Genomic DNA, 26,065 nt, shown 5'->3' on the forward strand with positions numbered 1-26,065 from the left:
AGCGAGTTCTCGCGCCAGCGGTGCCCCTGTCGCACTAATTCCCGCCGACGGCGACGCCGAGCCCGCCGCCCCAGCCCGACGGATCCAGCCGCACCCGCCCAACCGCATCCACGCCGGGCAGCTGCGGCCGGGGCCAGGACAGCCGGGGCCCGTCGTGCGGCAGCGACTCGATGCCCAGCAGCATGGTGCCGTCGTCCTCGAGCCACGCCGGATCGATCGGCAGCGAGAGCGACCACTGCCCATCGCCCCGCACCACGGCGGCCTGCTGCCGGACCGCACCGAGCGACGCGGTCGTCACGCCCGTGCACCAGACGCTGACGACGCCGCGGGGCGCCCCGGCCGGCCCGAAGGAGATCCGGACGCGGTCGAAGCCGCCGCGCGTTTCGCGGGAGAGCGCGCAGCCCGGGCGATCCACCTGCACGTGCACCACCCAGCCGCTCGCCCCCGCGGGCAGCACGGGCCTCGGATCGCGATGCACCAGCCCGCCGACCCAGCCGGGATCGCCCGCCCTCGGCGCCCGCGCCCGCTGCGCCCGCAGGCTCGGCCACGTCCAATCGAACCAGAACGGGCCGACGGCAAACCCCGGCGGCTCGATCGGCGCCGCGCCGGCACCCGCGGCGAGCCGGCGCACCTCGCCGGCGAAGCGGACCCGCCACACGCCCGCCGCGGCACCCTCGACCGGCGGGGGGGGCAGCGCCACACGGGCCACCTCGCCCGGCCGCACCATGCCGTGCGCCACCCAGTCGCCGCCCGGCGCCCGAAGCGACAGCAGCGCCGGAGCCCCGCCCGTATTGGCCACACGCACGGTGCCCGCAACCGGCCCGCCCGCGTCATCATCGATCCACGCGACCCAGGCCTCCGCCGCCGACAGGTACCGCCGCGCGGCACGCACCACCGACGCGTCGTCCGCGCCGCGGCGCAGGATGTCGTCGAGCAGGTCGTCGATCGCCCCCACGTCCTGGGGCCACGCCGGCAGCGGGCCGCCCTCGGTTGAGACCACGCCGGTGAGCGCCGCGACGAGCCGGCGAGCGACCGCGGGGTCGGCGCGCCGCAGCCGCGCGTGCGCCGACCGCCACCGGGAAGCCCACTGCTCGGCCCACGCCGCGGCGAGCGGATCGGCCAGGGGGAGCGACGCCTCGTCGGCGGTCCACGGATCGAGCCGCGCAATCGCGAGCCGCGCCCGCCACCGCAGCCGCGGATCCAGCAACTCGGGCATCGCGCGCGACGCCAGCAATCGCGCACGGGCCGCATCCGGCCCCGGCCCCCGCACGGGTACAGCGCTCGCTCTCGCGGCGTCTGACGGCAGCAACCAGCGGATCGGCAGCCGCCGGCCCTCGAACCAGACCGCCTGGCCGAGCGCGTCCCCCGGTAGTTCAGCGACCAGCATCGGCACGCCTGCGCCCGGCGTCGAGCCGCCCCACCGGTACGCCGGCCCCAGCCAGCCCGACGACGCATCGTCGCGCGTCGCGGCGATCGTCGCGATGCGGGCGGGGATCTGCCGCCCATCGGCCAGCCGCAGGCTCGCAGTCGATGCGTCTTCGGCGGCCGCCGACGAATCTGGCGTCAGCTCCAGTTCCGCCACCAGCACTTCGCCTGGCTCGACGGCGAGCATCGGCCGCACCGGCCGGGGTCCGACGCCGGGTGAGGCCTGGCACGCCGCCAGCACCAGCGGCAGAATCGCGACCAGCCAGGCTTGCCACGGCCCGCCGAACCCGCGATGCTTGGCCATGGCCAATCCCCTCCCGGTCGCCCGGCTCCGACGCGTCGCGCCGGCCCTGCTCGCCGAGTTCCTGGGCACGTTCGCCCTGTGCTTCTTCGGCTGCGGCTCGGTCGTCGTCGCGTCGATGCCCGAGACCGACGGGTACGCGTACGGCAAGCTGCTGACCATCGCTCTCGCCCACGCCCTGGTCCTCGTGGTCTTCGTGACCGCGATGCTGCCGGTCTCGGGTGCGCAGTTCAACCCGGCGGTCTCGCTCGCGCTCTTCGCGCTCAACAAGCAGAATCTCATAAAGGCCGCCAGCTTCATCGCGACGCAATTGTTCGCCGCCGCCTGCGGCGTGGGCATGCTGGTGTTGCTCATCGGCGAGGAGCCCGTCCGCGCCGCCACCGCCGGCGCCACCATCGGCACGCGGACCGAGGCCGGCGACGTGCTGGCCGTGCTCGGGCTGGAGTTCTTCGCCACCTTCGCCCTCATGTACGCCATCCTCATGGTCATCGTCGATGGACGCGGCAAGGGCTGGCACAATCCCATCGTCGGCGGCCTCGTCGTCGGCGGCATCGTTGCCGTCTGCATCCTCTCCATCGGCCCGCTCACCGGCGCCTCGATGAACCCCGCACGCAGCTTCGGCCCGGCCCTCTACGGGTACTGGGCCATGCACTGGGCCTACTGGGTCGGCCCCATCACCGGATCGCTTGCCGCCGCCCTCGTGTACGGCGTGCTGGGCAGGGTCGATCCCAACCGCTCAATCTAGCCGCCCAATCTACAATCGCGGCATGAACCGACACGCCATCCGACCCGTCGCCCTCGCCGTCCTGGCCTCCGTCGCCACCGCCTGCGCCCAGCAGCCCATCGAGGGCCCGGTGCCGATCACCGGCGAGACCCCAAACGCCACGGGCTACGCCATCGAGGTCGTGCTCGACGGCCTCGACCACCCATGGGCCATCGCCTGGCTGCCCGACGGCCGCCAGATCATCACCGAACGCCCCGGCAACGTGCTGCTCGTGGACGGCTCGGACATCGAGTACGTCGAGGGCGCGCCCCCCGCCGCCCCGCTGGGCCAGGGCGGCCTGATGGACGTCGCGCTGCACCCCAACTTCGCGACCAACAACGTCGTCTACTTCACCTACGCCAGCGGCACGGCCCGGGCCAACCGCACGATCATGGCTCGCGGCACGCTCGCGCTCGACGCCGACGGCGGCCCGCGGATCGACGGCCTCGAGGAGATCTTCCGCGTCGCCCACGACAAGCGCGGCGGCCAGCACTTCGGCAGCCGAATCCTCTGGCTGCCCGATGGCACCATGCTCGTCTCCATCGGCGACGGCGGCAACCCGCCCGTGCGGCTCGGCGACGACTGGATCCGCAACACCGCCCAGTCCCTCGACCACCACTTCGGCAAGACCCTCCGCCTCAACGATGACGGCACGCCGGCCGATGGCAACCCCTTTGCGGTCGGCGACGGCGCCACGGGCATCGCCGCCACCGTCTACACCTACGGCCACCGCAACATCCAGGGCATGGCCCGCAACCCCGAGACCGGCACCATCTGGGCCACCGAGCACGGCGCCCGCGGCGGCGACGAGCTCAACCGCATCACGCCGGGCTCCAACTACGGCTGGCCGCTCGCGACCTACTCCCGCGAGTACCGCGGCCCCCGCATCAGCGACACCACCACCCTCGAGGGCGGCGTCCAGCCCGATGTCGTCTGGACGCCCTGCATCGCTCCCAGCGGCCTGGCGTTCTACACGGGCGACCAATTCGAGGACTGGCAAGGCGACCTCTTCGCCGGCGGGCTCATCCTCGAGCAGATCCGCCGAGTCGACCTCGACGGCGACGACGTCGTCAAGATCGAGACCATCCCCATCGGCAAGCGCGTCCGCGACGTCCGCCAGGGACCCGACGGCTTCCTCTACGTCCTCACCGATGAGCAGCAAGGCCAGCTGCTGCGGCTGGTGCCGTCGGAGGAGTAAGGGTGCGCCTTGCCGGTCCGCGAGCGCGATGGTTCGGCTCTCCGGCCCTGGTGGCTGCGCTGGCAGCCTTGCTCGTCGTCGACTTCCTCACGATCCCGGTCAATGGCAAGTCGCGATCGCACGTCAAGTCGGTCGTCCTCGGTGCAACACACGAGGATGCCGCAACGAGTACTCGCTTTCGAAATGCGCTTGCGGGGCACTTCGAGCGCCGGGATGGCGATCTTGGCTTCTACTGGATGCCGCCCTTTCCCCACAACGCCGTGTTCGCTGACACTGAGTTCTATCAAACGCAAGCTTACGTCGATGGGCCAAGGACGACCGGGCTGTACCATCCGACCAGATACAACTGCGAGCTGTCATTTCGCAATCCGTTCGCGGACGAGAAAGATCCACCGACCAACGAAATGGAGATGGCCTTGCTCGCCGCTTCAAGGAATGCGCCAGAGTGGGCTAATTGGAGCCGCCGCGATCTCGATCTACACCTACTCATAGAGATGCTCGAGTCGGGCGAGTACTCAAGAGAACACGCTCTTCCAGCTGGCTACATACGAAGCCTGCTCGCCGCACTCACACTCACACTCTTGGTGTACTGCACGATTCGAGGCCGTCCCGATCTGTGGGTGGCCCGCTGGCTCGATGCGTTCCGCACGCGACGACTCCCCCCCAACCACTGCCCCACCTGCCACTACGACGCCACCGGCCTTTCCCGCTGCCCGGAATGCGGCTCGGACGTCGCACCTACAACCCCCGTGTGAGAGCCGCCTTCACCCTCATCGAGCTGCTGGTCGTCGTGGCGATCATCGCGCTGCTGCTGGGCATCCTGCTGCCCGTGCTCGCCGGCGCCCGAGAGGCCGGCCGCACCACGCTCTGCCTGAGCAACCTCCGCCAGAGCTACCTCATCTGTGCGCAGTACGCCGACGCCTACGGCGGCCGCGGCCCCGCCATCGGCCAGCCCTACGGCAGCACGCCCAACTGGGCCCTGGTCGTCCAGTTCGAGGCCAACGGCGGGCAGGGGACCAATCCCGGCGAGATCTACAACGAGGAGAGCGTCCTCGTCTGCCCCGCCTGCCAGGCGCAGACCGCCGAACGCATGACCCGCACCTACGCGATGAACGCGACCGGGCACGCGGGCGCCCCCGGCGACCGCGACGACTACGACGCCGGCGTCACCTCGATCAACTTCGACCTCGTCGCCGAACCGTCGACCACGCCACTCATCGTGGACGCCGCGCAGCTCGAGCCCGCCCCCGGGCTGCCGCCGCCGACTCGGACCGCCAGCGTCCTCGACTTCCGCAACCAGGCGCACGTCGAGCAGCGGCTGGGCTTCTGGCACGCCGACGGCCGCGCCTTCCACGCCGTCCGATTCGACGGCTCGGCGCGCCCAGCCACCGAGGTCGATCCCCGCTGGCTCGAGCCGCTGCCCTAGCCGACGTCCACCTCTCGGATCGCTCAGCCGCAGCCCGACTCGAACGCGTTGAAGAACGCCAGGAAGTCGTACAGCGTCAGCGATCCGTCGGTGTCGATGTCCGCCCGTGCGTCGCCGCCGTCGAAGGCCGCCTGGAACTCCAAGAAATCGAACGCGTCCAGCGCACCATCGCCGTTGAAGTCCGCCGCGCAGAGGCCGGCGAGCAGGGCGTCGATCGCCGCCGCCATGTCGGGCAGCGGGCCGATGTGCCCGCCCGCGCCCTGCGGCACGCCGGTCGAGACGAGCAGGTCCCGCATCTCTTCGGGCGAGAGCAGCGCGCCCCGGGCCTTGGCGATGCCCTGGAGCGACGCCGCCGCCGACGCCACGATGGGCGAGGCCGAGCTCGTGCCGCCGAAGAAGCCGGTGTAGCCCTGGTCGGGATCGCCGCCCGGGCGGGCGAAGTCGCCGTAGCCGGTCGTGAACACGTTGCTGCCCCAGCCCTGCACGTTCACGCGGCTGCCGAAGGTGCTGAAGAAGAGCGCGTCGTGCCGGCGGTCCGGGCTGCCGGCGCCGACGATGATCGCCCCACTGTCGCCGCGGTCGCGGTACCCGGCGTACGCGGGCGAATCCAGGTCCTGGGCGCCGTTGCCCGCCGCCGCCACCATGATCACGCCCCGGTCGGCACCCACGCGGGTCACGACCCAGACGGTCGGGTCGAGTTCGGCGGGCGCAAAGTCGCCGCCGGGGCCGACGGTCTGCATCTCGAGCAGCACGACGTCGCCGGCGTCCACCGCGCCGATGGCGCTCGAGATCGCGCCGATCCGGCGGCTGCCGCCCTCGATGGTCCACTCGGGAAAGAACAACGCCTGGGCGTCGGGCACCAGCCCCGTGACGCCGTATCCGTTGTCGCCGCCGGTGATCTGCCCGAGCACCGCGGTGCCGTGCTCCTCCCAGCCCAGCACGAAGATCTCCGGGTCCGGCGTGTGCCCCGGCTCGGGAATCACGCCGCAGAGGTCCTCGTGACCCTCGCGGAACCAGTACTCGCAATCCGCGACGCGCACGCCCTCGCCCCGGCCGCCCGGGTGCGCCCACGCCGACACCATGTCGATCCCCGGATCGGCCTCGTGGTATCCCTGGAAGCCGCGGAAGTCCGGAGTCAGCGGCATGAGATCCGAGCAGCCGTCGCCCGAACCCGGCGAACCGCCGGCCGCGAAGCCAGCACCCGCAACCGGCCCCAACGCTGCCGTCCCCGGCGGCGGCATGCCCAGACGCTCGTAGTACACGTACTCGACGAGCGGAGAGGCCTGCAGCGTCCGGGCCACATCCGCAATGGCCGCGTCGTCGACTTCGACCACCATGATTCCCGCCAGATCGGGCTGGGCTCGGCCGCTGCGATCCGCCGCCTCTGTTTCCAGCCTTGCCAACTCGGCAATGGGTAGATCAATCAGCGGTTCGAAGCGAATGACGGCATCGCCGGCGCCCGCCGCGACACCAAGGGCCGCGCGGAAGCCTCCAAGGTTCGCGCCTGCGAGGCTCGCGAGCGCGCCGCCCCGGGACCGCATAAGTACGCCATCACGGAATTTCACGGTGAGTCGGTGGGGCTCCGCCGGTCGATCTGCGGCGAGCGACACGCGGATCGGCTCGCGCGGCTGGAGCGCCGCCTGTCCGAGAACCTGCCCGGCGGATCCGCCCAGGCCCACGCCCAATGCGAGCGCGCACGCACAACGCCAATCGATCGCCACCATGTTGCCTCCTCGAGCCCCGCGGCCACCAGAACGGCCGCCGCGCACTCTGCCCACGGTGTGTATGCGCCTGCTGGGTCAGACGGTTACGTGGCGGCTACGAGTTCGGCCGTGCCGCTACCATCCGGGCTCACCTCTCGCCGAGCAGGATGCCCCTTGATGCCGACGGATCGACCACGCCGAGCAAGCCACGCCGGCCGCCTCGCCCGCCTGAGCGCGGCCCTGGATTGGCGCAACGCCGTCGGCATCGTCGACATCCTCCGCCAGCCCGCCGACGACGCCCGGGGCCTGGACGAGCAGGGCCGCCTCCGCTCGGGCCGGCTCAAGGGCCTCTCGATGGCCGCCGCCATCTGGGTGCTCAGCTGGCCCATCTTGGTCGAGAGCGCCCTCAACGCCCTGGTCGGCCTGACCGATACGCTGCTGACCAGCGAGATGGACAGCGTCGAGGGCGCCGCCAGCGCGGTGCAGGCCGTCGACGCCATCAGCGCCGCCAGCTTCATCATGTGGTTCATCGGGCTGGCGATCATGGCGCTGGGCACCGGCGCCACCGCCATCATCAGCCGCAGCATCGGCAAGGGCCGCACCGGCGTCGCCAATGCCGCCCTGGGCCAGTGCCTGCTGCTGTGCGTCATCATCGGGGCGCTCGTCGGCGGCATCGTGGCGCTGTCCACCCTCTTCCTGCCCGACCTCATGGGCCTCGAGGGCGAGGGGGCCGAGGCCTTCCGCGCCTACATGTTGATCATCGCCGCCTTCGTGCCCACCGCCGGCATCCTCTTCGGCGGCATCGCCTGCGCACGCGGCGCGGGCGACTCGGTCCGCCCCCTGTGGGCCATGATCGCCCGCAACATCGTCAACATCATCGCGAGCTGGGCCCTCAGCGGCGTCGACATCTCCATCGCCGCGACGGCCACCGACGGCGAGATCATGCGGACGGTGCTGCTCGAGAACCCCTTCGGCTTCGACATGGGCATCGTCGGCATCGCGCTCGGCACCGTGCTGGGCGACTGCGTTGGCGCCGCGATCATCCTGTGGATGGCCTTCAGCGGCACCTGGGGCATCCGCCTCAAGCTCCGCCGCCTCCGCCCCCACTGGCACACCGCGAGGCGGCTGATCCGCCTGGGCCTGCCCAACTACGCCGAGACCATGGGCATGTGGGCCGGCAACTTCATGGTCGTCTTCATGGTGGGCCACATCGCGATCCGTGACGCCGCGGGCGAGGTCCTCAGCAACGCCGGCACGCTCGGTTCGCACATGTGGGCCATCCGCATCGAGGCGCTCAGCTTCCTGCCGGGCTTCTCGATGGGCATCGCCGCCGCCACCCTCGCCGGCCAGTACCTGGGTGCGGGCAGCCCGCGGCACGCGATCCGCGCGGTCATCATCTGCGCCGCGATCGCCTCGACCATCATGGGCCTCATCGGTGTGGCGCTCATCCTCTTCCCCCACGAGATCACCCGGGCCCTCACGCCCGTGCCCGAGCATCTCCGGCAAGTCCCGCCGCTGCTCTACGTCTGCGGCTTCATCCAGGTGCCCTTCGCGCTGGCCATCGTCTTCCGCCAAGCACTCCGCGGCGTCGGCGACGTTCGAGTGGTCATGGGCCTGACCTGGTTCACCACCTACGGCGTCCGGCTGCCGGCGGCCTACCTCGTCTCGGGCGTCCGCATCCCGCTGCCCGACGGCACCGAGCTGCCCAACCCCCTTGGCGAGCTCATGGGCTGGGACCCGAGCCTCACACGCATGTGGATCGCCATGTGCGGCGAGCTGATCATCCGCGGCATCGTCTTCACCGTCCGCTTCGGCCAGGGCACCTGGACCAAGCTCGAGGTCTAGCGGCCGCGACGCCCGGCCCGGACGCACACGACCCGCGTTGCATTAGGAACGCCCCTAATGGACGCGCTGCCGATCAGCCGCCGCGCTTCCATCCTCTGCTCGTCCGCGTGGCCGGACGTTCGCACCGAGTCGATCGCACCCAAGGAGACGATCCATGCTTACCAAGACCTGGACCGCCGCCCTCGCCCTGCCCCTCGTCGCGCTCGCGGGCCTGCCGATGGCAAGCTGCACCACTTCCGGAGAGCTCGACGAGGTCATGACCGCCGACCGGCAGGCCGAGTTGACCCCCGACGAGGTGCTCACCGAGCTCAAGGAGGGCAACGAGCGGTTCCTCCGCGGCGACGGCCACACCTACGACTGGCTGGGCCAGGCCGAGGCCACCTCCACCGGCCAGTTCCCCAAGGCCATCGTGCTGGGCTGCCTCGACAGCCGCGTGCCGCCCGAGGTCGTCTTCGACAAGGGCATCGGCGACATCTTCGTCGGCCGCGTCGCCGGCAACTTCGAGAACCAGGACATGCTCGGCAGCTTCGAGTTCGGCACCAAGGTCGCCGGCGCCAAGCTCATCGTCGTGCTGGGCCACACCGGCTGCGGCGCCGTCAAGGGCACCATCGACCAAGCCGAGCTGGGCAACCTCACCGCGACGCTGGCCAACATCGAGCCCGCCGTCCGCGAGTCGGTCCGCACGGGCGAGCAGCGCAGCTCCGCCAACGCACCCCTCGTCGACCGCGTGATCGAGGCCAACGTCCGCCGCACCGTCGCCGACATCCAGCGCGACAGCGACGTCATCGCCGGCCTGGTCCGCGACGGCGACCTCAAGGTCGTCGGCGCCGTCTACGACATCCGCACCGGCCGCGTCCGATGGCTCGACAGCTAGGGCCGACTGCATCCGAGCCGCGTGCGCAGGCACGCGGGCCCATTCCAAGCTAGCTAGTTCGCCCGGCCTCGCGCACCAGCACGAGTCCGGGCGTTCTGGTGTATCATGTCGCGATGTTCGGCCTCCCGGGACATGCCAAGGGCCCCACTCCTCCATCGACAATCGCGGCCAGCCCTGCGACCTGCCGCGAACGCGGAGCCACCCGGCGGGCCGAATGAATAGCACCGGGCGCATGAGCACGCACCTGATCAAGCTTCGCGGCCGAGATGACCGCGGCCAGCGCATTCCTCTTCATCCGCCGGCCACAGCGCCCGACGTCGAGCCAACGCGGCTCAGCTCGCGGGGGGGAATCGCCATCCTCGGAGGATCGCTGCTGCTCGTGGCAGCGGTCGTGCTGTTACCCGTCATGGTCACCCTTGTCCTGGTCGGCGTGCTCTTCGTGGCGCTCATCATCAAGGCGATGCTCGATCGCTGCACGGGGTACGCGCGAGCCGCGCTCAAGACGCTCGATCGCGCCCAGTGCCCATCGTGCCGCTACGACCTCGGCGGTCTCGCATCCCATCCCGACGGTTGCATCCTCTGCCCCGAATGCGGCGCCGCCTGGAGGGCCGACCACATCGGCCGAGTTGGGGATGCCGCCCGCACCACCCCCGCGTGATGCCCCGCGAACTACCGTGCGGCATGGCCGCGTGTCCTCACCATCTCGCCATGCTCACGACCCTCGCCGGAGGGGCGTGCTGCGCAATCGCGTCCGCACAGGCGGCCGCCGGCAATGGTGACCAGGCCGCCGACGCAGCCCCCGTTGCCCCCGTCGACATCCCGCCCCTCGTCGTGGACGAGCCCGCCCGGCCCTGGCGGGTGCAATCCGCCCTCGGACTCCCCGCCTGGATCGCCATCGAGGGCGACCACCGCACCCGCTACGAATACCTCGAGGGTCGATTCCGCGCAGGCCGCAGCGGCAGCGACCAGGGCTTCTTCTTCCGCACCCGCGTCAAGCTCACCGTTAGCGCCGCCGAGGGCGGCGTGGGCGGCTTCGGCCCCGAGGCCGTCGTCGAATTCGTCGATACCCGCCAGGCCCTGGCCGACGAGGGTTCGGCCATCAGCAGCACCGCCGTCAACCCCGCCGAGATCGTCCAGGCCTTCGGCCGCCTCCGCTTCGGCGACGACGCAAGCCCGTTCGGCATCGAGTCGTTCGTGCAGGCCGGCCGCTTCACGCTCGACCTGGGCAGCGGTCGCCTCATCGCCCGCCACAACTTCCGCAACGCCTTCCAGACCTACACCGGCGTGCTGGCGGGCGTCGACGGTGCGCGGGGCGAACGACTCCGCGCCTTCTGGACGCTGCCAAGCCTCCGACGCCCCGGCAACCTCGACGCGCTGCTCGACAACAGCGTCGCCCTCGACGAAGAGGACATCGACGTGCAGCTCTTCGGCGTGTACGCCCGGCTGCCGGTGCTCGGCGAGCCGCAGGCCCGCGAGCCCGGCCGGCTCATCGCCGCCGCCGCGGCCGAGGCCTTCGCCTACGGCCTGCTCGAGGACGATTCGACCGGCCGGCCCACCCGCAACCGCAACCTCGCGACCCTCGGCGGCCGCATCGTGACCCGGCCCACGCCGGGCTACGCCGACGCCGAACTCGAAGCCGCCGTGCAGTTCGGCTCCTCGCGGCTCTCGACGTCATCCACCGACGACCTCAACCACCTGGCCTTCTACACGCACGCCGAGGTCGGCTACACGCTCGCCACCGCCGGCCCGGATACCGATCGCGGCACCCGCCTCGCCCTCGAGTTCGACTTCGCCACCGGCGACGGCGACCCCGACGATGGCGACAACGGCCGTTTCGACCAGCTCTTCGGCTCCCGCCGCGGCGACTTCGGACCCACCGGCACCTTCGGCCCCTTCGGCGCCAGCAACGTCATAGCCGTCGGCTACCGCGTCGAGACCGACCCCACCGAGCGGCTCTCTATCGACATCGGCCAGCGCTGGTATTGGTTGGCCGACTCGAGCGACGCCTGGCCCTTCGCCGGCCTGCAGGACCCCACCGGCGCTTCGGGCCGCACCCTCGGCACCCTGCCCGAGGTCCGCGTCCGCTACGAACTCGTGCCGGGCAGCGTTCAACTCGAAGCCGGCGCCGCCATCCTCTTCAAGGGCGACTTCGCCCGCAATGCCCCGGCTGCCCCCGACGATGACACGTCGGTGTTCGCCTACGCGTCCACGACCGTGCGCTTCTGAGCGGCGTCGGGCCCACTGCACGCATGAATACCCCTATTCCTACAACATGAGATCGCATCGGCCTCGTTTCTTGCATGTTGCGGGCGACACATGCCCAGAGAATCGGCTTCGGCCGAACCGTATCACGATTCTGGACCGAGTCGACCACGCACAACGACACCGGACCGCCACGCAGGTGTCGCTCTGGAAAGGACGCCGCAGATGCTCAAGCTGCTCGTACTGGGCCTGACCGCGCTCGCCACACAGAACACCGCCACGGATCGACCGCACGCGGATACGCGGGACAACACGATCACGGTCGCGCGCCTGCCGCTCTCGATGTATGCGATCAACGCGGCGTTCGTAGAAGTGATCGCGGAGGAGGTCCGCTTCGAGGTCGAGTACCTCGACGGCATCCACACCGACCTCTTCCCCGCGCTCGCCGAGGGCAAGGCCGACCTGCTCACGTCCATCTGGCTGCCCTACGGCCACAAGACAGGTCGACATATCCATCGGACTAGCGACAGCCCGCCGCGAACGCGTTGCCAAACGCCAGGAAATCGAAGATCGTCAGCTCGCCGTCGCCGTCCAGATCGGCGGCGGCATCGCCCGCATCGAAGGCGGCGGAGAAATCGGCAAAGTCCGCCGCCGACAGCGCGCCATCCCCATCAACGTCGGCCACCGACGCGCACACGAGCACGAACTCGAGCGCCTGCCCGCTCAGCCCCGGGAACGCGATGAACTTGTCCACCAGTTCGCCCGTCGCCGGATCGAACCGCACGATCGTGTCGGCTCCCGTGCTCGAGACGTAGAGCAGGCCATCGGGTCCGAAGCCCATCCCCCGCGGCGCGAGCAGGAAGCGCTCGCCCGTATCCGGATCGATGCCCGGGTCGAACACCGCAAGCAGTTCGCCGGTGTCGGGGTCGTAGGTCCGCACGGAGGTCACGGCATCGGGATCGCCGAACGGCGCCTCGCTGGATAGCACGATCTGCGTCGCGTCCGGACTCAGGATCACGTCCAGCGGGCTGAGATCCGCGTCGATCACGGCACCCGGCGCAGGGTCGGTCGTGTTGTCGACCAGCGTCGTGATCGCGCCCGTGTCACCATCGATCCGCAGCAGCGTGCCGCCGCCCGTGCCGCCGGCGCTCGGCGCGAGGGCCCCGTTGCCGATCACCAGGTCGCCGTCGGGCAGGAACACGAATCCCCGCGGGAACTCGATGTCGGCCGCCACGGGGTCGAACACCGGCCCGATCTGCATGCCGTCGGCCCCGTCGATCTCGATCACCGTGCCGTCGTCCCGCGACCCTATGAAGAAGTTGCCCCCGGGCCCCCACACGCCGCCGCCCGGCCCCTGGCTCGGCGGCAGGGGCGTGCCGCCCGTGCCCGCCGACGTCGTCAGCACGCTGAAGACACCCACGAATCCACCCGACGGCGTGTACTCGAACACCTCGTTCGTGCCCGTGTTCACGAAGATGTTGGCGTCCGCGTCGCCGAACGGACCCCGCATCACCACGTCCCGCGGGTCGAACAGCGTGCTGCTGTCGAAATCGGCGAACACCTCGATGAACGAGCCGTCCACGCCGCTGAAGCGCAGCACCGCGTCGTTGCCGTCGCCGAAGCCCGGACTCGAGGAAATGACGTCGAACGCCGGCACCTGACCGGGCGCCGCCATCGCGACCGTGAGCACCACGCCGCCGGCGACCGTACGCCGCCATCCCCCGACACCCCGCCGCGCTCCGACCAGATCCGATTCCACGCACTCGTTCATCATCGTCGCTCCCGCCCCGCCGGGCACTCCTGGCCGCTGGTGCCACCCACCAACACGGAAAGCGTGCAAATCCCGGTCGCAACAGCAGTGTTCCGATGAACGCGGCAAAAAAAGACCGCGTGCAACACGCGGCCCCGATCGCGATCCGATCCCGGAGCATCGCCCGGGTCAAAGCCCCATGAGTCTAGTATCGGTAGTGCTCGGGCTTGTACGGCCCCTCCACCGGCACACCGATGTACTCGGCCTGCTCCTGGCTGAGCTTGGTCAGCTTGACGCCCAGCTTGTCGAGGTGCAGCCGAGCAACCATCTCGTCGAGGTGCTTGGGCAGCACGTACACCTTATTCTTGTAGTCCTCGTTGTTCTCGTGCAGCTCGATCTGCGCGATCACCTGGTTGGTGAAGCTGGCGCTCATCACGAAACTCGGGTGGCCCGTCGCGCAGCCGAGATTGAGCAGCCGGCCCTCGGCCAGCACCAGGATGCTCTTGTCCATGCTCTTGAAGTAGAACTCGTCGTACTGCGGCTTGATGTTCCGACGCTCGACGTCCGGATCCCGGGCGAGCTTCTCCATCTGGATCTCGTTGTCGAAGTGGCCGATGTTGCCCACCACCGCCTTGTCCTTCATCCGCTTCATGTGCTCGAGCGTGATGATGTCCTTGTTGCCCGTGCTCGTGATGAAGATGTCGGCCGTCTCGACGACATCCTCCATCGTCAGCACCTCGAGGCCCTCCATCGCCGCCTGCAGCGCGCAGATGGGGTCGACCTCGGTCACGATCACCCGGCAGCCCTGGCCCTTGAGGCTCTGCACGCAACCCTTGCCCACGTCGCCGTAGCCGAACACCACGGCCACCTTGCCGCTCAGCATGACGTCCGTGGCGCGGTTCAGCCCGTCGATCAGGCTGTGCCGGCAGCCGTAGACGTTGTCGAACTTGCTCTTGGTCACGCTGTCGTTGACGTTGATCGCGGGGAACGGCAGCGTGCCGCTCTCGGCGAACTGGTACAGCCGATGCACACCCGTCGTCGTCTCCTCGCTGACGCCCTTGATGCCCGGCACCACCTTCTGGAACCAGCCCGGCGTCTCGGCGATCGTGCTGCGGATCGTCTCGAGGATGTGCTTGTACTCCTCGGGCTCGACGCCCTCGTTGAAGTCCGGCACGCTGCCCGCATCCTCGAACTCCTTGCCCTTGAGCAGCAGCAGCGTGGCATCGCCGCCATCATCCACGATCTGGTCCGGGCCGCTGCCGTCGGGCCACGTCAGCATCTGCCTGGTGCACCACCAATATTCGGCCAGCGACTCGCCCTTCCAGGCGAACACCGGGATGCCCTTGGGGCTCTCCGGCGTGCCGCCCGTCTCGGGGCGACCGACCACGACCGCCGCGGCGGCGTTGTCCTGCGTGCTGAAGATGTTGCACGAGCACCACCGCACGTCGGCACCCAGCTCGGCCAGCGTCTCGATCAGCACCGCCGTCTGCACCGTCATGTGCAGGCTGCCGGCGACCTTCAGACCCGCTAGCGGCTTGCTCGTGCCGTACTTCTCCTTCAGCGCCCCGAGCCCGGGCATCTCCTGCTCGGCAAGGCGGATCTCGTTGCGGCCGCTCTCGGCCAGCGCAAGATCGGCCACCTTGTACTGCAGCTGGCCCCGCTCGGTCGTCGCGATATCCGTCGTCAGCGTCGTCATGCTGTCCCTTCCTGAGAACTGAAGTGAAATCGAGCCGCCGGGCTGCTCGCCCACGCGCTCACGATGTCGAATCCTGCGTGTCCTTCTCGTACCCGTCTTCACCGTTCACGCGCGAACCCTCCGACGCAGGCTTCACCGCGATCGCCGCGAACACGTCCGGCCCCTTTGCCTCCGGCGTGCTCGGCAGCGGCCGGTGCGACCGCAGCCACAGTCCGGCGTCCTCGCACCACGCCGCAAGCTGCGATCGCTCGAAGCCCGCCCACGCGTGCCCCATCTCGCGGAGCAGCTCCTCGCGCGTGTGCGCGAGCATGTCCACGAGCACCAGCCGCCCGCCCGGCCTCAGGATCCGCGCAACCTCGGCGAGCACCCGCGTCGGCTCGTCGGCATGATGCAGCACCAGGCTCAGCACGGCCAGGTCCACCGACGCATCGCCGAGCGGCAGAGCCTCGGCCGATCCCAGCTCAAACCGCACGTTGGAGCGAGCACCGACGCGCTCCCGCGCGGCCTCCAGCATCGCCGGCTCGCGATCGATGGCGATGACCTCGCCGCTCACCGGCGCGAGCACCGCCGCGAATGCCCCCGTGCCGCACCCGATGTCGGCCACGACCTGCCCCTCGGGCAGCAGCGCAACCAGCGCCTCGCTGGCGTAGCGATCGCCGAACAGCTCGCGGCTGACGTCGTCCCAGCCCGCGCCGAGCCGCCCGAAGAAGGCGGCCGAGCTGGGCTTCCGCTCCGCGACGACCGCACGCAGGCGGCGGGCGTCTCCCTCGACGTCCGCCGCCCGCTCGGTCGCGGCTCGCACGCGGAGCCACAGCCCGCGGAGTTCCTCGGGCAGGTCATCGGGCACGCAGCGGTACAGCGTGGCGGTGCCCGCCGCCCGCCGCTGTACCCAGCCGTGGTCCGCCAGGCCCTTGAGCCGGCGGCTCACCGTCGACTGCGGCATCTGCAGCACTTGGGCGATCTCGCCTACCGCGAGTTCCTCGGACTCCAGCACGCGGAGCATCCTCAGCCGCACCGAGTCGGCGATCGCCGATAACGCGCCTGCAAGGTCGCGCAGATCGGTGCTGGACTCGGATTGGTGGAGATCGTTGGCGGCTTTCATCCATTCATCCGGATGAAGTGTAGAAGCACGCCGCCGGAAGGCAAATCCGTGCGGGAGATCCGCTAAGGTCGCGGGTCGGGCGGCGCCGCGCCGGGCGCCAGCAGCCCCTCCTCGACCGCCTCGGCCGGAGCCTGGACGAACGTTCGGCCGGGCGTTTCGCCCAGCGAGCGGATCCGCTCGGCGATCTGCTGGTCCGAATAATCGAACCACAGCGCCATGGCGTATCTATCGAGGGCCCGCTCGTCGTCGCCCAGTTCGTGGTAGAACTCCGCCAGGGCGAACTGCGGCTCCCGGGTCTGCCCGCGGTCGATCCGAGCCGCGGACAGCAACGCCCGCTCGGCCTCATCGGGATCGTCCATGAGCTGGGCGTAGCGGCCCAGCCGCAGGTAGTCCTCGATCCGGCCTGGCTGCTGCGTCCGCTGGCGGAGCAGCGTGGTCAGCTTGTCCCACTGCCGAGATGCGAACAACGCCCCAACGTACACCTCGAGCACCTCCTCGTCCTGCGGATCGGACAGGTAGACCCGCTCCAGGAAGGGCTCGGCCTCGGCAGGGCGATCCAGGGCCAGGAGGGCCCGCCCGCGGCCGAGGTCGGCCGCCCGCGGCACGGGGTACACGACCGCGTACTCCTCCCACTCGGCGAGCGAGCGCTCGTACTCGCCCCGCTCGTAGGCGGACTCGGCGGCCTGGCGGATCTCGCCCGCCGAACGCGTGGTCTGGCAGCCCGCCGGCGCCAGCAGCCCGAGGGCAATGAGGAACGGGACGACGACGACGCGGAGGTGGTTGGTGCTGCGCATACGCTGCGATTATCGGCGCTCGACGCCGGCGAAAGCGAGCGACACCGCGTGAACTCGCCCCCGATCCGCCTGCCAACCGTCCTGCTGCGGCACGACCTGCCCGACGGCACCCGCCACTTCGATTGGATGCTCGCCGCCGAGCCCGATCCCGACTCGCCTCTTGTCACCTTCCGGGTCGAGGAACGCATCGATCGCGGCCCGCCCGCGTTCCGGGCCGAGCGGCTCGCAGACCACCGCCGCCGCTACCTGGACTACGAGGGCCCCATCTCGGGCGGCCGCGGCCGGGTCTCCCGAGTGGCCTCGGGCGAGTGCACGATCCGGGGCCTCGGAGACCATGAGATCGATCTCTTGATCTCTCTTGACCGCCTGGAGGGCCCCCTCCGGGGCATCGCGCTCGGCGACGACCGGGCCCTCTGGCGGTTCTCGCGGCCCGCGTCGCACGCCGGCTGAGCAAAACCGCTTCGAGATTCCGAAGGACTCTGGTATTCTGTTGTGGAGCCGTTCGCGCTCCCGCCATGGTCGGCGGGAGCGCAGCCCGGCCGCGTGGGGTTGCCGGGCCGACAGCATGGCGCCGACGAGGACGGCCATCGGTGCCGGGGATGCGTCCCGATGCCCGATTTCCAGCCCAACGTTGCGCCCGAGCCCAGCCCGGGCAACTCCAAGATCCGCACGCTCGGCAAGCTGGGCCCCCAGCCCGAGGACGAGAGCGGCTGGCGGCGGCACGCCCAGCTGACCGGCACCGGCGCCACCCACGTCAAGAGCTTCCATTGCAAGCTCCAGGGCGATTCGCTCGCGCACCTCGACCAATCCATCAACGAGTGGCTCGAGAAGCACGAGGACTGCGAGATCAAGCTCGTCACCACCCAGGTCGGCGAGTGGTCGGACAATCTCGGCAAGGCCCCCCACCTCATCGTGCAGGTCTGGGTGTAGATCTCTCTTGAGCGCTCCGTGGCGGCCTGGCGGCCGCACACTCGCGTCGTTCGGACGGCGCCGGCGTGATGACGGCGCGGCACACCGGCCTGCGAACGCTCACCACCCGGTACCGGGCGGACCGATATCCCCCCGGTGTGCGGCATACTCGCGATCGCGCGGCTCGATGACCGCCCGCTGGACCTGACCGACAACCAGGGCCGGCGGATGCGGGACACCCTCGCCCACCGCGGGCCCGACGGACAGGGGCTCTGGCGGACCGACGGCGTCGCGCTCGCGCAGCGGCGGCTCGAGGTCATCGCCCCGGGCCATGCCGGCCACCAGCCCATGCACTCGGCCGACGGCCGCTGGTCGCTGGTGTACAACGGCGAGGCCTACAACGACGCGGAGCTGCGCGAGTCGCTCGGCCCGGCCGCCCCGAGATCGCCCTGCGATACCGCGACGATCGTGCAGCTGCTGCAGGCCGAGGGTCCCGACGGGCTCTCTCGCATTCGCGGCATGTTCGCGATCGCCGCGTACGACCATGCCGAGCGGCGGCTCGTGCTCGCCCGAGACCCGCTGGGCATCAAGCCGCTGGTGTACGGCTTTGCGGACGGCGGCCGCGAACTGGTGGCCGCCAGTGAGGTCGCTGCCATCTTCGCCCACCCCGGCATCTCCCCGGCGATCGATCCGCTGGGCGTGTCGGCCTACCTCACGACCATCCGAACCGCGACCGCCGGCCGCACGATGTTCGAGGGCGTCCGGATGCTCCAGCCCGGCGAGGTCCTCGAGTTCGACCTCCGCACCGGCGCGTCCCGCGGGTGGCGCCTCGGCACCGAGGCCGATGCGGCGACGCCGACGCGGGAGGCGCTGGTCGACTCCGTCCGCGCACACCTGCGGGCCGACGCCCCGGTGTGCTCGCTGCTCAGCGGCGGTCTTGACAGCGCGATCATCACCGGCATCGCCCGCGGCCACGAGCACGGCATCGCGACGTTCACCGCCGGCGACGACGCGGCCGATGGCGGCAAGAACGACGACGCCGACCCGGCCCACGCCCGCCGCCTCGCCGAGGAGTGGGGCCTGCCGCTCGCCGAGGTCCGCCTCGACGCCGGCGGCTTCGTGCGGGGCATCGAGACCCTGATCGAACGCACGGGCCAGCCGGTGGGCACGCCCAACGAGGCGGCCATCCACGCCCTGGGCTGCGCCATGCGGGCCCGTGGCTACGTCGTCACGCTCAGCGGCGAGGGTGCCGACGAGCTCTTCGGCGGCTACCACGGGCCGCTGTCCGAGGCCGCGGCCCACGTCGACGCGGGCGATCGCGACCCGGGGCTTCACCATCTGCTGTCGGCGGCGTGGATGACGCCCGAGGCCACGCAGCTCGTGCTCGCGCCGCACCTCGCTCAGCGCGTGCAAGGCGACGCCTGGCTCGTCGAGAGCTACCGCGCCGCGTTCGAGGAGGAGGCCGCTCGCCCCGGTCCGGCGGTGGCCTCGCCCCGCGACGCGGCGATGCGGGCCCACATGCGATTCCTCCGCCGCATCAACCTAACGGGCCTGCTGCAGCGGCTGGACTCGACGCTCTCGCAATCGGGCATCGAGGGCCGCGTGCCCTTCGCCGACCGCCGCGTCTGGGCGCACGCCGACGCGTTAGCCACGGAATGCCTCTTCGATCCAACGCGGCCGCCGCACGAGGGCACCAAGATCGCGCTGCGGCGGGCCTTCGCGGGCGACCTTCCCGAGCGGGTGCTCTCGAGGCCCAAGGCCAGCTTCCCGCTGCCGTTCCAGCGCTGGCTGCCCGCGCTCGTCGCGCGCATCGATGGCGACCCGATCGTCCGCGACGTGGTCGCCGGCGAAGCCTGGGAGCTGGTCCGCGGCGATCCCGCGACGCACTGGCGGCTCGCGTGGCCCATGGCCAACGTCGCGCTGTGGGCGCGGCGGTGGTTCGGGTAGTGATCCGCCTTAGGCCGCTCGCCCGTGCACCTGCCGGCACGCCGCGAACAGACCCGAGAGCGCGTGCTCGGCGTGCGGGTTGAGATGCTCGAACGACAGCCCTATCTCCCGCGTCAGCATGCCGGGCCGCGCGATCCAGACCAGCCGCACGGTCACCGGCACGACCTCCTGCAGGCCGTGCAGCTCGATCTCGAACTCGTCGTAGGTTGCCACGGCGGGCCACGGCAGGCCCCGCACGCGGAGCCCGCCCGGGCTGATGTCCACCACTCGGCCAAGCTTCGTCCGAAGTTGTCGGACCTCCAGCCGGCCGATCTCCCGGCGGTCGCCCTCCCGCAACGGCGGGCCATGCGTAGGCATCGGGTCGGACGTGAGCGCATCGGCGGGCATGAGCGGGGACATCGGCCGGCCGCGACGCGCGATCGCACCGGCTCCCGGCGCACTAGGCCAAACCCTTGCCCGCTCGGGCCTGCCGATCCGGTGGTGCCGGGCCTGCCGTCTGGGCCGGCTGCGGCGTGTGCCCGCGCTTGATCGCTCCCCCACGGCGTTCTAGGAACACCGATGCCCGACCCCAGCCTGCTGGAGGCCTTCCCCGCGCCAAGCGACACGCCCTTCGTCGTCGAGCACGTGGCCGAGGAGTTCACCTCGCTGTGCCCCATGACCGGCCACCCCGATTTCGGCGTGGTGCGGGTCCGCTTCCAGCCGCGGACCGCCGCGCAGTCTGGAGTCTGCGTGGAGCTCAAGAGCCTGAAGCTCTACCTGCAGTCGTTCCGCGACGAGGGCATCTTCTACGAGGCGGTCACCAACCGCATCCGCGACGACCTCGCCGCGCTGATGGACCCCGCCTGGATGCGGATCACCACCGAATGGCGCGGCCGCGGGGGCATCCGCTCGGTGATCCGGGCCGACCACGGCGACGTGCCCCCCGGCTGAGCCGCGCGGCGCTCTACACTCGTGCACACGCTTCGAAGGGAGGCCGCATGGCCACGGCGACCACGCGCACGCTGATCCGCGATCTGGCCGAGGGCGAGCACGTCAGCGGCCCGTTCGCGATCATCAACCCGCAGCTGGGCAAGACGCGGACCGACAAGCTCTACCTGCGCTGCCTGCTGGCCGACAAGTCGGGCACGGCACCCGCGCGGATGTGGTCGATCGACGAGCAGGGCTTCAACCGCCTGCCGGTTGAGGGCTTCGTGTGGGTGGAGGGCGACGCCCAGGCCTACCAGGGCGAGATGCAGATCATCATCCAGTCGGTCGACCCCTTCGACCCCAACGAGGAGATGATCCGCGAGCTGCTGCCCGCCTCGAAGCAGGACCCCGAGACGATGTTCGCACAGCTGGCCGACTTGCTCGGCACGCTGTCGCACCCGGCATCGCAGCGGCTGGCGCGTGCGTTCCTGGACGACGAGCCGCTGATGGCGGCCTTCCGCACCGCACCGGCCGCCAAGGTGCTGCACCACGCCTACCTGGGCGGGTTGCTCGAGCACACGCTGCAGCTCTGCACCCTGGCGGACCTGACGCTGCCCCGCTACCCGCACCTCGACCGCGACCTCGTGCTGCTCGGGCTGTTCCTGCACGACATCGCCAAGACCCGCGAGCTGATGTACGACCGCGCCTTCGACTACACCGACCGCGGGCTGCTGGTCGGCCACATCGTCGACGGCGTCATCCTGCTCCGCGAGAAGGCGCTACAGCCCGGCGTCGACCTGCCGCCGCAGGCGCTCATGGTGCTCGAGCACATCATCATCTCGCACCACGGGCAGCCGGAGTTCGGCGCGGTGAAGGTGCCCGCGACGCCCGAGGCGATCTTCGTCTCGATGCTCGACGACCTGGACGCCAAGACCGAGATGGCCATCGTCGCCGCCAAGCGGGACCAGCCGGGCACGGCCGACCTCCGCGGCTCGTTTACCGAGAAGCACTGGGCGCTGAATACCCGGATCTACCGGCCGAATCCTCTCGCCGACGGCTGAACCGGCGACCGGACCGCGGCGAACCAACCCTAGAGTTTCCCGGTGAGAACGTCCCGATGAGCGATGAGGTCGCCATCCAGGTCAACTTCAGCCGGCCCATGCCGGTGTTCCCGCTGGGCGTCGTCGCGCTGATGCCCCAGCAGGTCGCACCCTTCCACATCTTCGAGCCGCGGTACCGCCAGATGCTGGGCGACGCCCTCGACGGCTCGGGCCAGATCGCCATGGCCGTCTACGACACCAGCTCGATCGCGAGTTACACCAGCTCGGACGACGAACTCGATCTGCGGCCCGCGGTGTGCATCGGGCACGTCGTGCAGCACGAGCGGCTGCCCGACGGCCGGTACAACATCCTGCTCCAGGGCATCTGCCGCGCCACGATCCTCTCGGAGGATCCCGCCGACGGCGATCGGCTGTACCGCCAGGCGATGCTCGAGCCGCTGGGCCTGCCCAACCGCGACGACCCCTCGCTCGAGGCCGCCCGCCAGAAGCTCACCGAGGACCTGTCCGAGTGGCCGCTGAGCCAGCTCCGCACCGCGTCGTGGGTCGTCGAGCGGCTGCGCAACAGCAAGATCCCCGACCTCGCCGCCTTCGAGCTGGCGTGCTTCTCGCTGTTCTCCGACCCCGACCTGCGCTACCAGCTCCTCGCCGAGCCCGATCCCGCCCGGCGGATCCGCATCGTCGAGATGGCGCTGGGCGATCTCGAGCGGCTCATCCGCAACGCGGCCTCGCAGCAGCCCGAGCGCTGGCCCAAGGGCGTCAGCTGGAATTAGCTTCGCCAGCGCTCCGCCAGCTCCCGCTCGAATCCAGCAACGACCTCGCGCTTCGCGTCGTCCATGCCCGGCGCGCCTGTACCGAGCACCTCGCGGAGGCTCGTGACGCTCCGGCCGACGAGGCCGCAGGGCACGATGAGCTGGAAGTGCGAGAGATCCGGATCGACGTTGAGCGCCAGGCCGTGCATCGTGACCCACTTGCGGACGCGGACGCCCATGGCGGCGATCTTGGCGCTCGAGCCGTCGCCCCGCCGCACCCACACGCCGGTCACGCCGGGGTCTCGATGGCCCCCGACGCCGAAGGCTGCCAGCGCGTCGATGACCACGCCCTCGAGCAGCCGCATGTACTCGTGCAGCCCCAGGCCGAAGCGCGCCAGATCGAGGATGGGGTAGGCCACGAGCTGCCCCGGGCCGTGGTAGGTCACGTCGCCGCCGCGGTCGGTCTCCACCCGCTCGACGCCCGCCGCCCGCAGCTGGGCGTCGGCCGCGAGCACGTGCGCCGCGGCTTTGGGCCTCCGCGACACGGTGATCACCGGATCGTGCTCGACGAGGAAGAGCGTGCCGAGGCTCTCGGCGGGCTCGCCCCGCCGCTCGATGAGCGCCCGCTGCGTGCGGACCTGGTGCTCGTAGGCGTCGGCGTAGGCCGCGCGGCCGAGATCGACCACGTCGAGGCCCGGCGTCGCGCGATCCGCCTGGGTCGCGGCGTGGGCGGCGTGCGGCATGCGAAACGATAGGGTTGCGGCGGCGTTGTTGGGTTCTATTATGGGCCGACGTGCCCGAGATCCACGCCAGCGCAGTCATCGACCCCGCCGCCGAGATCCACGACGACGCCGTCGTCGGGCCGCACTGCGTCGTGTCGGGCAGGGTGGCGCTGGCCGCGGGCGTGCGGCTGATGGGGGGCTGCTACGTGGAGGGGCCCGCCACCATCGGCGAGCGCACGAGCGTGTACCCGGGCACGGCCATCGGGCTGCCCCCCCAGGACTTCAAGTTCGCCCCCGGCAGCCCAACGGCCGGCGTGGTGATCGGCGAGGGCTGCGTGCTCCGCGAGCACGTGACCATCCACGCCGCGAGCAACACCGAGACCCCCACCACGCTCGGCGACGGCTGCTACCTGATGGTCGGCAGCCACATGGGCCATGACGTGCGGGTGGGCAACCGCGTCATCCTGACCAACCACGCGGTCGTCGGCGGGCACGGGTCCGTGGGGGATGGGGCCGTCCTGAGCGCCCACACCGCTGTGCACCAGCACACGCGGGTGGGACGGCTCGTGATGATCTCGGGCTGCGTGCCGGTCTCGATGGACGTGCCGCCGTTCTGCCTGGTCGACGGCGTCAATACCATAGCGGCCGTCAACGTCGTCGGGCTCCGCCGCTCCGGCGCACCACCCGAGTCCATCGCGGCGGTCCGCAACGCCTTCCGCGTGGTGCTTCGCCGCAGCCTGCCACGGGACGAGGCGGCGGCGAAGCTTCGGGAACTCGGGGCCGACGAGCCGATGGTGCTCGAGATGGCCGAGTTCGTCGAGACCACCAAGCGGGGCATCTGCCACGGCCGCGACCGCAGTACGCGGAGGCGTTGATCGGCATGGCGTGGGCGATCCCGAGCGACGCGCCCGGCGCACCCTCCTACCCACGGCTGCGGGTGCTCGCCAGCGGCAGCGGCGGGAACTGCTCGGTGCTGCACGCGGGCGCTGGCGGGCCCGTGCTGATCGACGCGGGCCTGAGCCCCCGCCGCACGGGGCGGCTGCTCGCGGACGCCGGCGTCGAGCCCGCGGACCTGCGCGCCATCGTGCTGACGCACCTGGACAACGACCACTTCTACGCCAGCTGGGCACGGGCGCTGCCCCCCGCCGCCACGCTGTGGGTGCACGCGGGGCACGCCGCGTCCCACCGGCTCGATCCGCTGCGGGGCGACCCGCGGCTCCGCACGTTCGATGGAGCCGCGTTCACCCCGGCCCCGGGCCTCGAGATCGCCAGCCGACTCGCGCGGCACGACGACGAGGGCGTCGCCACGCTCCGCGTCTCGTTCCCCGGCCATCCGGACCGGCCGGGCGATCTCGGCTTCCTGACCGACCTGGGAGAGGTCACGCCCGACCTGGTCAACTTCCACGCGGGCGTCGACGTGCTGGCGATCGAGAGCAACTACTGCCCCGGCATGCAGGCCGCCTCCGACCGGCCCGACTTCCTGAAGCACCGCATCACCGGCGGGCGGGGGCACCTGAGCAACCAGCAGTGCCTCGAGGCGACCGAGGCCATCGCCCCCACGAGCCACGCGGTATTCCTGCACCTGTCCCGCGAGTGCAACGACCCGGACACCGTCGCCGCGCTGCACGAAGGGGCCGAGTATGCGCGGACCATCGCCTCGCAGGATCGGCCGTCGCGGTGGGTTGGCTGCGCGGCCGTCCGCGAGCCTCATGCCCGATTGCACACTCGGCCCCGCGTCGCGACCGTCCCGGCGCAGCCGCTGCTGTTCGGCGACGTGCCGTGACGCCATCGGCGCGGAACACCAGCCGCTCGGGCTACCGCGACGCCCAGGGCCGCGCGCTCGGGGCACGGCAGCGGACGGATCGCGAGGGCGCGGTGCACCGGCTCGGCCGCTGGCTGGGCTCGCTCATCGACGGCCGCCGCACGATCGAGGTAAAGGGCGTGCGCTACACCGAGCTCGACGCGGTACCGCTGCGGAGGCGGGCGGCGCGGCAGCTTTCGAAGCGATACCAGGTCGAGTTCGCCGAGGGCACCCGGATGGTCATCGAGGCCAGCCCGGCGCGCATCTTTGCCGACCTGCAGCAGCCCATCGACCTGCCCGAGTTCGAGGCCTGCGAGCCGCTGCTGCGGCCGGGCGATCGCGTGCTCTGCCTGCACGCCGGCACGGGGCACGGACCGGCGTGGCTGGCGGACCGCGTGGGTCCCACGGGCGCGGTGGTCGCGCTCGAGGCGGACCCCACCAGCATCCGCTACGCCCGCCATCGCTACCCCTCGGCCAACACCGCACTGGAGGCCGACGGCCTGGGCGCGCTCGGCGGCGAACTCGACGGTGCGTTCGACGTCGTGCTGCACCGGCGGGTGCCGGCGTCCGTGCGGCAGGCCCGGGAGGATGTGGCCGAGTGCTGGCGGCTGGTCGCGCCCGGCGGCGGGCTGGTGCTGCTGTCGGCCGATCGCGCCATCGACGCCCGCGACGCGCGCCGGGCGCAGGTCGCGCTAGCGGAGGCCATCGAGCACGCCGCGGACGATGACATCGACGAGATCGAGCGGCTCCGCCTCGCCGACCGGGCGGGGCTGCGGGTGCGGCGGACCATCGACGACCTGGCCGATGAGAGCGACGGGGGCCGCGACCCAAGCCCGCCGGGCGACGCGGATTCCGCCGGCGGGGGCGGACGCGGTGGCGCGCCCGCCTAGC

The 26,065-nt window shown here is 71.1% G+C and carries 24 protein-coding genes and 1 pseudogene; 17 read left to right on the forward strand and 8 right to left on the reverse strand.

The genetic code is table 11. From position 1 onward, the window contains the following. Positions 1–34: 34 nt before the first annotated feature. On the reverse strand, positions 35–1,729 hold the full coding sequence (locus AAFX79_05090) for a hypothetical protein (protein ID MEO1007919.1): 1,695 nt from the start codon (positions 1,727–1,729) through the stop codon (positions 35–37). Between AAFX79_05090 and AAFX79_05095 the strand changes: the two genes are divergently transcribed. Genes AAFX79_05095 through AAFX79_05110 form a run of 4 tightly spaced genes read left to right on the forward strand, consistent with a single transcriptional unit; the run spans position 1,728 to position 5,113 of the window. After that, a complete protein-coding gene (locus AAFX79_05095; protein ID MEO1007920.1) occupies positions 1,728–2,471 on the forward strand; it encodes an aquaporin in 744 nt (247 codons plus the stop codon). The two genes, AAFX79_05090 and AAFX79_05095, sit on opposite strands and share 2 nt — an antisense overlap. A 22-nt stretch (positions 2,472–2,493) precedes the next feature. Further along, positions 2,494–3,687, forward strand: a complete 1,194-nt coding sequence (locus tag AAFX79_05100) for a PQQ-dependent sugar dehydrogenase (GenBank protein ID MEO1007921.1) — start codon at positions 2,494–2,496, stop codon at positions 3,685–3,687. A 50-nt stretch (positions 3,688–3,737) separates the two neighbouring features. After that, complete coding sequence (locus AAFX79_05105; GenBank protein MEO1007922.1) at positions 3,738–4,442, forward strand: hypothetical protein; 705 nt, start codon at positions 3,738–3,740, stop codon at positions 4,440–4,442. Continuing rightward, positions 4,439–5,113, forward strand: a complete 675-nt coding sequence (locus AAFX79_05110) for a prepilin-type N-terminal cleavage/methylation domain-containing protein (GenBank protein MEO1007923.1) — start codon at positions 4,439–4,441, stop codon at positions 5,111–5,113. Before AAFX79_05105 ends, AAFX79_05110 begins: the two co-directional genes overlap by 4 nt. Before the next feature lie 23 nt (positions 5,114–5,136). On the opposite strand, the gene AAFX79_05115 is transcribed toward AAFX79_05110, so the two are convergent. Further along, entirely contained in the window at positions 5,137–6,516 is a 1,380-nt protein-coding gene (locus AAFX79_05115) for a S8 family serine peptidase (GenBank protein ID MEO1007924.1), read from the reverse strand. A gap of 477 nt (positions 6,517–6,993) precedes the next feature. On the opposite strand from AAFX79_05115, the gene AAFX79_05120 reads away from it, so the two are divergent. The 4 genes and pseudogenes from AAFX79_05120 (at position 6,994) to AAFX79_05135 (ending at position 11,761) form a co-directional block, all read left to right on the forward strand. Continuing rightward, positions 6,994–8,661, forward strand: a complete 1,668-nt coding sequence (locus AAFX79_05120; protein ID MEO1007925.1) for an MATE family efflux transporter — start codon at positions 6,994–6,996, stop codon at positions 8,659–8,661. A 148-nt stretch (positions 8,662–8,809) separates the two neighbouring features. Continuing rightward, a pseudogene (locus AAFX79_05125) lies at positions 8,810–9,535 on the forward strand (carbonic anhydrase family protein). 232 nt (positions 9,536–9,767) lie between these two features. Then, positions 9,768–10,193, forward strand: a complete 426-nt coding sequence (locus tag AAFX79_05130) for a hypothetical protein (protein ID MEO1007926.1) — start codon at positions 9,768–9,770, stop codon at positions 10,191–10,193. A 50-nt stretch (positions 10,194–10,243) separates the two neighbouring features. Then, a complete protein-coding gene (locus tag AAFX79_05135) occupies positions 10,244–11,761 on the forward strand; it encodes an alginate export family protein (GenBank protein MEO1007927.1) in 1,518 nt (505 codons plus the stop codon). 496 nt (positions 11,762–12,257) lie between these two features. Here AAFX79_05135 and AAFX79_05140 read toward each other — a convergent pair whose 3' ends face one another. The 4 genes from AAFX79_05140 to AAFX79_05155 all read right to left on the reverse strand — a co-directional run bounded on the left by AAFX79_05140 (position 12,258) and on the right by AAFX79_05155 (position 17,079). Next, positions 12,258–13,511, reverse strand: a complete 1,254-nt coding sequence (locus AAFX79_05140; GenBank protein ID MEO1007928.1) for a GC-type dockerin domain-anchored protein — start codon at positions 13,509–13,511, stop codon at positions 12,258–12,260. Between the two features lie 181 nt (positions 13,512–13,692). After that, entirely contained in the window at positions 13,693–15,183 is a 1,491-nt protein-coding gene (ahcY, locus tag AAFX79_05145; GenBank protein ID MEO1007929.1) for an adenosylhomocysteinase, read from the reverse strand. Between the two features lie 58 nt (positions 15,184–15,241). Next, positions 15,242–16,285 (reverse strand): metalloregulator ArsR/SmtB family transcription factor, encoded by a 1,044-nt coding sequence (locus tag AAFX79_05150; GenBank protein ID MEO1007930.1) that lies wholly within the window; start codon positions 16,283–16,285, stop codon positions 15,242–15,244. Positions 16,286–16,347: 62 nt separating this feature from the next. Further along, a complete protein-coding gene (locus AAFX79_05155; protein MEO1007931.1) occupies positions 16,348–17,079 on the reverse strand; it encodes a hypothetical protein in 732 nt (243 codons plus the stop codon). 48 nt (positions 17,080–17,127) lie between these two features. Here AAFX79_05155 and AAFX79_05160 point away from each other — a divergent pair, with 48 nt between their 5' ends. From AAFX79_05160 to asnB, 3 genes are all read left to right on the forward strand, one after another. Further along, positions 17,128–17,529, forward strand: a complete 402-nt coding sequence (locus tag AAFX79_05160) for a hypothetical protein (GenBank protein ID MEO1007932.1) — start codon at positions 17,128–17,130, stop codon at positions 17,527–17,529. A 159-nt stretch (positions 17,530–17,688) separates the two neighbouring features. Further along, positions 17,689–18,009: a hypothetical protein gene (locus AAFX79_05165; protein ID MEO1007933.1), complete on the forward strand. Its 321-nt coding sequence runs from the start codon at positions 17,689–17,691 to the stop codon at positions 18,007–18,009. A 135-nt stretch (positions 18,010–18,144) separates the two neighbouring features. Further along, complete coding sequence (gene asnB / locus AAFX79_05170; GenBank protein ID MEO1007934.1) at positions 18,145–19,935, forward strand: asparagine synthase (glutamine-hydrolyzing); 1,791 nt, start codon at positions 18,145–18,147, stop codon at positions 19,933–19,935. Between the two features lie 9 nt (positions 19,936–19,944). Here the strand turns inward: asnB and AAFX79_05175 are convergent, their stop codons facing one another. Then, on the reverse strand, positions 19,945–20,322 hold the full coding sequence (locus AAFX79_05175) for a PilZ domain-containing protein (GenBank protein ID MEO1007935.1): 378 nt from the start codon (positions 20,320–20,322) through the stop codon (positions 19,945–19,947). A 171-nt stretch (positions 20,323–20,493) separates the two neighbouring features. Here AAFX79_05175 and queF point away from each other — a divergent pair, with 171 nt between their 5' ends. The 3 genes from queF to AAFX79_05190 are packed head-to-tail and all read left to right on the forward strand — an operon-like array spanning position 20,494 to position 22,672. Next, on the forward strand, positions 20,494–20,865 hold the full coding sequence (gene queF / locus AAFX79_05180) for a preQ(1) synthase (protein ID MEO1007936.1): 372 nt from the start codon (positions 20,494–20,496) through the stop codon (positions 20,863–20,865). Between the two features lie 47 nt (positions 20,866–20,912). Further along, positions 20,913–21,902 (forward strand): HD domain-containing protein, encoded by a 990-nt coding sequence (locus AAFX79_05185; GenBank protein ID MEO1007937.1) that lies wholly within the window; start codon positions 20,913–20,915, stop codon positions 21,900–21,902. 56 nt (positions 21,903–21,958) lie between these two features. Beyond that, entirely contained in the window at positions 21,959–22,672 is a 714-nt protein-coding gene (locus tag AAFX79_05190) for an LON peptidase substrate-binding domain-containing protein (protein ID MEO1007938.1), read from the forward strand. Here AAFX79_05190 and lipB read toward each other — a convergent pair. After that, on the reverse strand, positions 22,669–23,394 hold the full coding sequence (gene lipB / locus AAFX79_05195; protein MEO1007939.1) for a lipoyl(octanoyl) transferase LipB: 726 nt from the start codon (positions 23,392–23,394) through the stop codon (positions 22,669–22,671). The two genes, AAFX79_05190 and lipB, sit on opposite strands and share 4 nt — an antisense overlap. Before the next feature lie 50 nt (positions 23,395–23,444). Between lipB and lpxA the strand changes: the two genes are divergently transcribed. Genes lpxA through AAFX79_05210 form a run of 3 tightly spaced genes read left to right on the forward strand, consistent with a single transcriptional unit; the run spans position 23,445 to position 26,064 of the window. Then, positions 23,445–24,248 carry an acyl-ACP--UDP-N-acetylglucosamine O-acyltransferase gene (gene lpxA, locus AAFX79_05200; protein ID MEO1007940.1) on the forward strand — a complete coding sequence of 268 codons (804 nt, stop codon included), beginning with the start codon at positions 23,445–23,447 and terminating at the stop codon, positions 24,246–24,248. Positions 24,249–24,253: 5 nt separating this feature from the next. After that, a complete protein-coding gene (locus AAFX79_05205; protein ID MEO1007941.1) occupies positions 24,254–25,156 on the forward strand; it encodes an MBL fold metallo-hydrolase in 903 nt (300 codons plus the stop codon). Then, positions 25,153–26,064: a methyltransferase domain-containing protein gene (locus AAFX79_05210; protein ID MEO1007942.1), complete on the forward strand. Its 912-nt coding sequence runs from the start codon at positions 25,153–25,155 to the stop codon at positions 26,062–26,064. The genes AAFX79_05205 and AAFX79_05210 overlap by 4 nt, the downstream gene beginning before the upstream one ends. Position 26,065: the final 1 nt, after the last annotated feature.

The organism is Planctomycetota bacterium (assembly GCA_039819165.1).
Classification (GTDB): domain Bacteria; phylum Planctomycetota; class Phycisphaerae; order Phycisphaerales; family UBA1924; genus JAHCJI01.